The organism is Abyssibacter sp. (assembly GCF_964229365.1).
Lineage (GTDB): Bacteria > Pseudomonadota > Gammaproteobacteria > Nevskiales > OUC007 > Abyssibacter.
On record NZ_CAXRDQ010000018.1, the window covers coordinates 35056 to 44588 of the forward strand.

Genomic DNA, 9533 nt, shown 5'->3' on the forward strand with positions numbered 1-9533 from the left:
CGCGGTCCCGAATCAGGCCGCGACGTCGACCTTCGGGGCTGTGCGTGCCAGGGCTTCTTCCCGCAATTGCTGCACCGCCTCGGTCAGCGACACGGTCTGCTGCTGCTTTCGGCCCAGCCGCCGAATCGTCACCTTGCCCTCCTCCGCCTCGTTGCGGCCCAGCACGAAGATTGCGGGGATCTTGTTGTTGCTGTGCTCGCGGATCTTGCGGTTGATCTTTTCGTTGCGGATGTCGAGCTCGACACGCAGGCCAGCGGCCTTGAGCGCGGCGGCAACCTCGCGGGCATAGTCGTCGGCGTCGGAGACGATGGTGGCGACCGCGACCTGAACCGGTGCCAGCCAGAATGGCAGCGCGCCGGCATATTGCTCGATCAGAATGCCGATGAAGCGCTCCAGCGAACCGAGAATCGCCCGGTGCAGCATGGCCGGACGCTTGCGACTGCCGTCCTCCGCCACATACTCGATATCGAAGCGCTCGGGCAGATTGAAATCCACCTGCACCGTCCCGCACTGCCAGCCGCGGCCGATGGCGTCGTACAGGGTGAACTCCAGCTTCGGACCATAAAACGCCCCGTCGCCTTCGGCGATGACGTAGTCCACGCCCATCATTTCGCAGGCCTGTTTCAACTCGCCCTCAGCACGGTCCCAGATCGCATCGGACCCGATGCGCTGCTCGGGGCGCGTCGCCAGCTTGACCTCCACCGCATCGAAGCCGAGTTCGTCGTACATCTCGAAGATCAGCTTGCCGGCTTCGGCGGCCTCGTTGGGCAGCTGCTCCGGGGTACAGAAGATATGAGCGTCATCCATGATGAAGCCGCGCACACGCATCAACCCATGCAGCGCGCCAGACGGCTCGTAGCGATGACAGGCACCGAACTCGGCCATGCGCAGCGGCAGGTCGCGGTAGCTATGCAGCGTGTTCGCGTAGAGCTGCACATGGCCGGGGCAGTTCATCGGCTTGACCGCCAGCATGCGTGTCTCGTTGCTGCCTTCGTCCACTTCGGCGATGAACATGTTTTCGCGGTATTTGTCCCAGTGGCCGGACGCCTCCCACAGCTTGCGATCCATCAGCAGCGGCGTCTTGACCTCCACGTAGTCACGCGCCTCGATCTTCTCGCGCACATAGGCCTCCAACTGCCGGAACAGCGTGTAGCCCTTGGGGTGCCAGAACACCTGACCCACCGCCTCGTCCTGAATGTGGAACAGATCCAGCTGCTTACCCAGACGGCGGTGGTCGCGCTTTTCGGCTTCTTCCAGCTGCGTCAGATAGGCCTTGAGTTCCTTTTCATGGGTCCAGGCCGTGCCATAGATGCGCTGGAGCATCGCGTTGTTGGAATCACCCCGCCAGTACGCGCCGGCCAGCTTCATCAGCTTGAAGGCCTTGCCCAGCTTGCCGGTGGACGGCAGATGCGGCCCGCGGCAGAGATCGACGAACCCGCCCTGCCGGTAGACGGAAATGGGCTCGCCCTGGGGCAGGTCGGCGATGATCTCGGCCTTGTACGCCTCGCCCTGTTCGCGAAACCAGGCAATGGCCTCGTCCCGGTCCCAGACCTCGCGGGTAATCGTCTCGTCGCGCTGGACGATCTCGCGCATCTTCGCCTCGATCTTCTCCAGGTCTTCCGGCTTGAAGGGCTCGTCGCGCGCGAAGTCGTAGTAGAAGCCGTTCTCGATGGCCGGCCCGATCGTGACCTGGGTATCCGGATACAGCTCCTGCACGGCCTCGGCCATCACATGTGCGGCGTCGTGGCGCAGCAACTCCAGCGCCTCGGGGGATTTGGCGGTGATGATCTCGATGTTGGCGTCGTGGCCGATTGTGCGCGCCAGATCACGCATCTCGCCATCAACCTTCACGGCCAGCGCGGCCTTGGCCAGCCCCGCACCAATCGACAGCGCAACATCGGCGCCAGTCGGGGGCGCATCAAACGCGCGCTCGGAGCCGTCAGGCAGTCGAATGGAAATAGACATGGATGAGTCCTTTGGAACGATAGAAAACGATCAGGTCGATCAGCAGTGGTTCAAATGAAGGCGCAGCCAGCCGCCGTTAGGCAGCTGGGGCCAACGTTCGCGTCCGGGTGAGGACGATCGTTCGCAAAAGGGCTAGGAGCACGAAAGTCGGTCGCAGAAAGGACGGCGGGTATGATAGCGGCCACGACCCCACCCGGAAAACCCGAGTCATGGCAAAGACGCTGATTACCAACGCGCTGCTGGTCAACGAAGGCACCACGCAGGAAGGCGATGTACTCATCGATGGTGAGCGGATCAGCAAGATCGCCACCTCCATCACCGCGGACGCGTCCATGACCGTCGTCGACGCCCAGGGGCGAATCCTGATGCCGGGGATGATCGATGATCAGGTCCATTTCCGTGAGCCAGGCGCTCCGCACAAGGCCAACATGGCCAGCGAATCCGTCGCGGCGGTGGCAGGCGGCACGACCAGCTTCATGGACATGCCGAACACCAACCCGACCACGACCACGCGCCAGGCGGTCGCCGACAAATACGACCGTGCGGCCGGCCGCGTGGCTGCGAACTACGCGTTCTACCTCGGCGCCACCAACAACAATATCGACGAAATCCGCGCACTGAAGATCGATGAAGCCTGCGGCGTGAAGGTGTTCATGGGCGCTTCCACCGGCAACATGCTGGTCGACAACCAGGACGCCCTGGCCGCCATCTTCCGCGACGCGCCGGGCCTGATCGCGACCCATTGCGAAGACACGCCGACCATTCTCAGCAACGAGGCGCAGGCCGCCGAACGCTATGGCGACGCACTCACCGCCGAAGCGCACCCGGCCATCCGCTCGGCCGAGGCCTGCTGGCTGTCATCCTCGATGGCGGTCGGGCTCGCCAAGGAACACGGTGCGCGCCTGCATGTGCTGCACCTGACCACCGCGCGCGAGATGGAGCTGTTCGATCGCGGGCCGGTGGAATCCAAGCGCATCACCGCCGAAGCCTGCGTCCATCATCTGTGGTTCTCGGACGCCGACTACCCGGCGCTGGGCAACCTGATCAAGTGCAACCCGGCGATCAAGTCCGGCACCGACCGCGCCGCGCTGCGCCAAGCCCTGCTGGATGATCGCCTGGACGTGATCGCCACCGACCACGCACCGCATACGCGGGAAGAAAAGGCACAGCCGTACCCCAAGGCGCCTGCGGGGTTGCCGCTGGTGCAGACCTCGCTGGTCTCGCTGCTGGATCACGTGAACGCCGGCTGGCTACCGCTGACGACCATGGTCCACAAGGCCTGCCACGCACCGGCGCTTTGCTACGGCGTGCAGGAGCGTGGCTATCTACGCGAGGGCTACTACGCCGACCTGACCCTGGCGAATCCCGATGCGACGACGACCGTCACTCCGGAATCCATCCTGTACCACTGCGGCTGGTCACCGTACACGGGCACGACATTCCGCGGGCGCATCGACTCGACCTGGGTGAATGGAGCGCTGGCGTTTGACGGCCAGACCGTGATCCGCCCGGATGGCGGACAGCGGCTACGGTTCGCCGCTGCCTGATCGCGGGCGCCGGGTCAGCCGGTGCGCCGCCAGCGCACGCCATCGGCGCTGTCTTCGATCACGATGCCCCGTTCGGTGAGCTGATCGCGAATGCGGTCTGCCTCGCCGTAATCCTTGCGGGCTCGAGCAGCCTGGCGCTCGGCCACCAGCGCGTCGATCTCGTCCGCCTCGCCGTCTTCGCCGGCGCCAAACCAGGCTGCCGGATCGGTCTGGAACAGGCCCAGCAGCTCACCGCAAGCCAGTAGTTGCCCCTTGATCGCGCCCTTGTCCTTGTCCGATTCAGCCTTGTTCGCCGCACGAACCAGTTCTGCCACCTCGGCCAAGGCACGCGGGGTGTTCAGATCATCTTCCAGCGCGTCCATGAACTCGACGGTGGGTTCGAAGTCGGTGGCTTCGATGTCCGACAGGCTCGCCAGCGCACGGTAGACACGATCCAGCGTGGATCGGGCCTGGGCCAGCACATCGTCGGTCCAGTCCAGCGGCTGACGATAGTGGGCCGACAGCAAGACATAACGGGCGACCTCGCCCGGCACCTGAGCCAGCACGTCACGAATCCGCACGACGTTGCCAACCGACTTCGCCATCTTCTGGCCATCAAGATTCAGCAGACCGTTGTGCATCCAGTAGCGGGCGTATTCCTTGCCGCCATGCCAGCACACCGATTGTGCGATTTCGTTTTCATGATGAGGGAACTGCAAGTCCATGCCGCCGGCGTGGATATCGATGGTCTCGCCCAGGTGGCAGGACGCCATGGCCGAGCACTCGATATGCCAGCCGGGGCGGCCACGGCCCCAGGGACTATTCCAGCCGGGCTGCTCGTCGGTGGACGGCTTCCACAACACGAAATCCGCCGGGTCCCGCTTATAGGGCGCAATCTCGACCCTGGCACCCGCGATCATTTCGCGGCGATCTCGGCCGGACAGGCGGCCGTACTCCGGGTAGCTGCTCACATCGAACAGCACATGGCCCTCTGCCTCGTAGGCATGGCCGCTGCGGATGAGATCCCGGACCGCGCCAATGATGTCATCGACATGTTCGGTGACGCGCGGCGTGCGATCGGCGGGCCGGACACCCAGCGCGGCGAGGTCGTCCAGATACGCCTGTTCGTACTGCGATGTGATCACGCCGATCTCGACACCGGCCTCGGCGGCGGCAGCGTTGATCTTGTCGTCGATATCAGTGATGTTGCGGACAAAGGTCACGCGCTTGTAGAGCACCCGCAACAGCCGCGCGAGCACATCGAACACCACGGCTGGACGCGCGTTGCCGATGTGCGCGTAGCTGTACACCGTGGGCCCGCAGACATAGATCGTGACGTGCTCGGGATTCAGCGGCTCGAACGGCTCTTTCTGCCGCGTGAGCGAATTGTGGATCTGCATGACCTTATGAAATTACGGGGTTTGCGGCTCGCGATTGTAACCACTTGGGCCTTGAATACCCGTCCTATGACATAATTATTGGTTCGTAACCCACTACTTGGTTACGCATATCAGCGGGGGCCGATGCCGCCCTTCCCGCCCTGCGGAGAATCTTGATGGATGCCAGTGCTACTCCTGCCAACGTGGCAGTTGAGACCAAGAACGACGCCATTGCGCGTCCGACACGCGAAGAAGCCGAAGCTGCGGTTCGCACCCTGATTGCCTGGACCGGCGATGATCCAACGCGTGAGGGGCTGCTCGATACGCCCGGCCGTGTGGTCCGCGCCTACGAAGAATTCTACGCCGGGTACAAGGAAGACCCGCGCGAAATCCTGTCGCGCACCTTCGAAGAGGTCGACGGCTATGACGACATGGTCATGCTCCGCGACATTCGCCTCGAATCGCATTGCGAACACCACATGGTGCCGATCATCGGCCGTGTGCACATTGCCTACCTGCCGGTGAACCGGGTCGTGGGCATTAGCAAGCTGGCCCGCGTCATCGAAATCTACGCCCGCCGCCTGCAGACGCAAGAGACGATGACGGCACAGATCTCCAACGTGCTGGAAGAGGTGCTCAAGCCGGCCGGCGTCGCCGTGCTGGTCGATGCCGCCCACCAGTGCATGACCACGCGGGGCATCCGTAAGCCAGGCGTGTTCACGATCACCTCGCGCTTCACCGGCCGCTTCAAGGAAGACTCGCGCCTGCATGATCGCTTCATGCAGATGATCCGCCCTACTCCGAACGACATGTAAAGCGACGCATGAGCATCGAATTCTCTGAACGCAAGACCATCGAACAGGTCGAGGAAGGCCAGGAACTGGCCCCCAAATTCGACGCGGATGGACTGATCCCCTGCATCACCACCGCGCACGAATCCGGCGAGGTGCTAATGCTCGGCTACATGAACGCTGAAGCACTGCGCAAGACCATCGAGACCGGCGAGGCACATTACTGGAGCCGTTCGCGTCAGGTGTTGTGGCACAAGGGTGCAACCAGCGGCCTAGTCCAGACCGTCACCGAGATCCGCATTGATGATGATCAGGATGCCGTCTGGCTGCGCGTCACGATTCCGGGCGACGCCTCTTGCCACGTTGGCTACCGCTCCTGCTTCTACCGGTCCATCCCGATTGGTCAGGGCAGCGGTGATCTGAAGTTCGAGGAGTCGGAGAAAAGCTTCGACCCGAAAGCCGTATACGGCGACGCGCCGAATCCGACGATTCTCTGATTCGCAGCAGCGACTTTGGTATACGCAACAGGCCGGCATCTGCCGGCCTGTTGCGTTCAGAAACCATATCTTGGTTGTTAGCGCTTGGAGACCGTCACCAACTGCACATGCGCCACGCCGGCATCCCGCAGGATATCCAGCACATCAAGAATCCCGTTGGCTTCCAGATTGGCATCGGCTTTCAGTCGAATCCGATCGGGCGCTTCTTCACCCGATAGCGTTGAAACCAGCCGCTCCATCGTGACGATCTCATCGTCCAGCAGCACATCGCCGTTCTGATCGATCACGATATCCATCCCGACCTCATTGGGGCGGAATGCGGAAACCGACGACGGCGGCAACACATCCAGCCGCTCCGGCACGGCGATCGCGCCCACCAGCATGAAGAAAATCAGCAGCAGGAACACCACGTTGATCAACGGCAGCAGGTGATCATCTGTCAGCGCAACGCGGCGCGTGTGTTCCCATTCCATCATCCGGCGTCACCCTGTATCTATCTAACCCAGACCGTGGCGAGCATCTTAACCACGAACCCCCTGCCTCCGATACGCTTCAGACCACAAAGCCCGAACGCCATACGGCATGCGTGGGCTTGCAGACCAGACTAGGTGGTCAGCGCTTGCGCGACCGGTCCGTCCATCACCCCTAAGCCTCGACCTTCACCTGCGCCGAGTTCACCGCCGCCACCAGGCTCACGCCGCCAATGACGTTACCCAGCAGCACCGGCACGAAGAAACTGCCCAGCCAAGCGCCGACACCCAGTTTGCCGCCGACGACGAGATAAAGCGTTTCGACCGAACCGGCGATGATGTGACCGAAGCCACCCAGGCCAACCATGTAGGTCACGATGATGATGATCCAGATGCGGCCGGTCTCGGCGAACGGCATCAGCCAGACCATCAGGGCGATGAGCCAGCCGGCAAAAATGGCGCCGGCGAAGGTGGTCCACCAGTCCTCACTGATGCCCTTGAGAGCGACTTTTTCGAAATGCGCCAACCGCTCCGCGGAAAACGCATCGCCGTAGCAAACTGCCATGGCGAACAGCAGCGCGCCGAGCATATTCGCGCCCAGCACAACGCTCCACAGGCGCGCCAGCTGGGTGAGACCGTGGCGCGACAGCCGGTTGAACACCTCCAGCATCGGCGTGAGCGTGTTTTCGGTGAACAGCTGCTGGCGGCCCAGCACCACAATCAAGAAGCCGACGCTGTACCCCAGCTTGGTGATGAGCTGCGTCCAGTCGGCATTCGCTGGCAGGTGGTAGCTGAGCAGCGTTTCGGCCACAAAGGAGAAACCCATGGACAAGCCCGCGGCCAGCCCCGACCAGAACAGCGCCATCGACTTTCGCGCAAGTTCTGATTCACCCTCTTTCCGGATCGCCTCGAATACGACCGCCGCCCGGGGCGACACACGTCGACGGGCATCACGCCCCTCATGCTGGTCAAGCTGCTGTTCCGATTCGGCCATGCAACCATCCTTGGTTGGTGATCGGGCGCACGGTCCGATGACCACGCCAGTAAACCTTCGGACAACAGTTTCGGGGATCGTGTTCGCCGGCTCGCATCCGGCGGCGGATTCCGTACCATGCGCATCAGCGTGAATTTTCCGCCGCCAACCACTTGTTCAAGGACGCCACCATGACCCTCGAATCCACCGGCATTCCGTACCTCACCCAGCTTGACGAGACCACCTGGACCGGCGGACAGCCGACCCCAGAACAGCTGGAACAGGCCAAGGCGGCCGGTCTCAAGAGCATCATCAACCTGTGCCCGGCCGGCGAATGTGGATGGGACGAGCAGGCGCGCGTCGCCGATCTCGACCTGCCCTACACCTGCATTCCGGTGGGTGCGGCCACGGACCTTAGCCCCGGCAACGCCCAGGCCCTGGCCACCGCGCTGGACTCATCACCCAAGCCAACCTTGGTGCATTGCGCCAGCAGCAACCGCGTGGGCGCCTTGTTCGCGTTGAAAGCCCATCTGGTCGACGGCGCCACACCGACCGCAGCCCTGACGCACGGTCAGGCTGCGGGCCTGAAGGGGCTGGAACCCGTAGTGCGGCAGATGCTCGGCCTGTAGATAGGCCGCCGCCGCCCTACAGCTCGAAATCCAGGTTTTCGGGGTCCATCGGCGGCTGTTCGTAAACCGGCTCGTTGTAGTAGCCGTAAGGGCTTGGTCCAGCGGTGACCACGGCGCCGGGTTGAGCGGGCGCGATCTCGAAATCATCAACCCAGGTGCGACCGCTGCCATGGCGAGATGGCACCGCACCTCTATTGCCTTGATCTATGCGTCTTCAACCGCTCGGTTGCGGGAGGAGTCCATATACGTCTTGTTATGCTTGTTCATCTTGGCCATATCTGACATCCGACCACGACCCAGTATCGACGCCGAACGAATCCTCTCTCAGCACAACGTCCCCCGGCGCCCCTATTGGACTGAATAGCTCACATTGGAAGGGAAATGACTCAGGCAATACTGCGCCATCGCCGCGCCTAAGATCTGAATTCGAGCCCCATTGTAATTCGCATTCAATCGTGCCTTGTGCTGAGAAATTGATTGACTCGTGATCGATTGCAACGATATCCACACGCTCTGTATATACAGCATCGATGTACGAATGTGATGCCAACTCATCAATAGCAACGATGGTTTCTCGCAACGTTTCATCGATTACTGCGGAGTCGATCTGCTCCCATAGTTGATCAATGATCGTATTTCGGCAGGCAAAGATGGTACGAACAAAATCGTACACTGCCACGATCGCTTCATCTGCCAATGAATCAACCTGTTGCGCTGGAAGATCGAAAACACTTCGCTCGATATGTGTCAATTTGCTCAACCCGCTAATTGCCTTCACCAGATCGGCATGGATATCTTCAACTTCAAGTTGAAGAATATCCCGTACGTAAGCATCGCTAAGACCACCCTGCGTGGCATAGATTGCTCTCTGCTTTCTGGTGATGCCGTTTTCTTTTCGCGTTTCGTTCTTGTACCAAGGGCAGCGATTCACTGATTCATCAGGAGCGAGCCTGTGCAACAAATGCCTGGTGAGCTCACGCATTGCATATGCGAAATTGTTCAATCTCAACGGATTCGAACTGTCTTCAAGGTTTCTCAATGCGGCAGCAAACAACCTTTCCTCAAAGTCGCCGCGCAGTGCTTTCGAAATATCATCAATCATTGCTTTTTAGGCATAACGCCTGAGCTCAGGTGCGTTTGAGGCGACGCGTGCTTTTGCGAAAGCAAAAGTGCGTGGCGGGTCAAACGTCACCTGCAGTGATGGAATGGACTCCTCCCGCCGTTTTACCGGCATCTGTGTGCCAAGCTGGTGTTTCTGAATCACGAGCTACACCGACAGAAGGAGTCCGAACATGCAATCTAC

General features: G+C 61.4%; 10 protein-coding genes. 4 read left to right on the top strand and 6 right to left on the bottom strand.

From position 1 onward, the window contains the following. Window positions 1-12: 12 nt before the first annotated feature. Window positions 13-1965, bottom strand: coding sequence for a threonine--tRNA ligase (gene thrS, locus ACE1EY_RS02615; protein ID WP_370299394.1), 1953 nt, complete (start codon window positions 1963-1965; stop codon window positions 13-15). 209 nt (window positions 1966-2174) lie between these two features. On the opposite strand from thrS, the gene ACE1EY_RS02620 reads away from it, so the two are divergent. Further along, window positions 2175-3512 carry a dihydroorotase gene (locus ACE1EY_RS02620; protein ID WP_291515258.1) on the top strand — a complete coding sequence of 446 codons (1338 nt, stop codon included), beginning with the start codon at window positions 2175-2177 and terminating at the stop codon, window positions 3510-3512. A gap of 14 nt (window positions 3513-3526) precedes the next feature. On the opposite strand, the gene cysS is transcribed toward ACE1EY_RS02620, so the two are convergent. Continuing rightward, on the bottom strand, window positions 3527-4891 hold the full coding sequence (cysS, locus tag ACE1EY_RS02625) for a cysteine--tRNA ligase (RefSeq protein ID WP_291515259.1): 1365 nt from the start codon (window positions 4889-4891) through the stop codon (window positions 3527-3529). A 182-nt stretch (window positions 4892-5073) separates the two neighbouring features. Between cysS and folE the strand changes: the two genes are divergently transcribed. Together folE and hisI are read left to right on the top strand one after the other, a co-directional pair. Then, on the top strand, window positions 5074-5685 hold the full coding sequence (folE, locus tag ACE1EY_RS02630; RefSeq protein ID WP_370299395.1) for a GTP cyclohydrolase I FolE: 612 nt from the start codon (window positions 5074-5076) through the stop codon (window positions 5683-5685). 8 nt (window positions 5686-5693) lie between these two features. Continuing rightward, window positions 5694-6158 carry a phosphoribosyl-AMP cyclohydrolase gene (hisI, locus tag ACE1EY_RS02635; RefSeq protein ID WP_291515261.1) on the top strand — a complete coding sequence of 155 codons (465 nt, stop codon included), beginning with the start codon at window positions 5694-5696 and terminating at the stop codon, window positions 6156-6158. Window positions 6159-6235: 77 nt separating this feature from the next. Here hisI and ACE1EY_RS02640 read toward each other — a convergent pair whose 3' ends face one another. Then, window positions 6236-6634, bottom strand: coding sequence for an ExbD/TolR family protein (locus tag ACE1EY_RS02640; protein ID WP_370299396.1), 399 nt, complete (start codon window positions 6632-6634; stop codon window positions 6236-6238). A gap of 169 nt (window positions 6635-6803) precedes the next feature. Continuing rightward, on the bottom strand, window positions 6804-7622 hold the full coding sequence (locus ACE1EY_RS02645; RefSeq protein ID WP_370299397.1) for a formate/nitrite transporter family protein: 819 nt from the start codon (window positions 7620-7622) through the stop codon (window positions 6804-6806). A 170-nt stretch (window positions 7623-7792) separates the two neighbouring features. On the opposite strand from ACE1EY_RS02645, the gene ACE1EY_RS02650 reads away from it, so the two are divergent. Next, window positions 7793-8230: a beta-lactamase hydrolase domain-containing protein gene (locus ACE1EY_RS02650; RefSeq protein ID WP_370299398.1), complete on the top strand. Its 438-nt coding sequence runs from the start codon at window positions 7793-7795 to the stop codon at window positions 8228-8230. Window positions 8231-8246: 16 nt separating this feature from the next. Here ACE1EY_RS02650 and ACE1EY_RS02655 read toward each other — a convergent pair whose 3' ends face one another. Both ACE1EY_RS02655 and ACE1EY_RS02660 read right to left on the bottom strand, forming a co-directional pair. After that, window positions 8247-8414 (bottom strand): hypothetical protein, encoded by a 168-nt coding sequence (locus tag ACE1EY_RS02655; protein ID WP_370299399.1) that lies wholly within the window; start codon window positions 8412-8414, stop codon window positions 8247-8249. Between the two features lie 69 nt (window positions 8415-8483). After that, the gene (locus tag ACE1EY_RS02660) at window positions 8484-9332 is read right to left on the bottom strand and encodes a hypothetical protein (protein ID WP_370299400.1); all 849 of its coding nucleotides are present in this window, start codon (window positions 9330-9332) and stop codon (window positions 8484-8486) included. Window positions 9333-9533 lie beyond the last annotated feature (201 nt).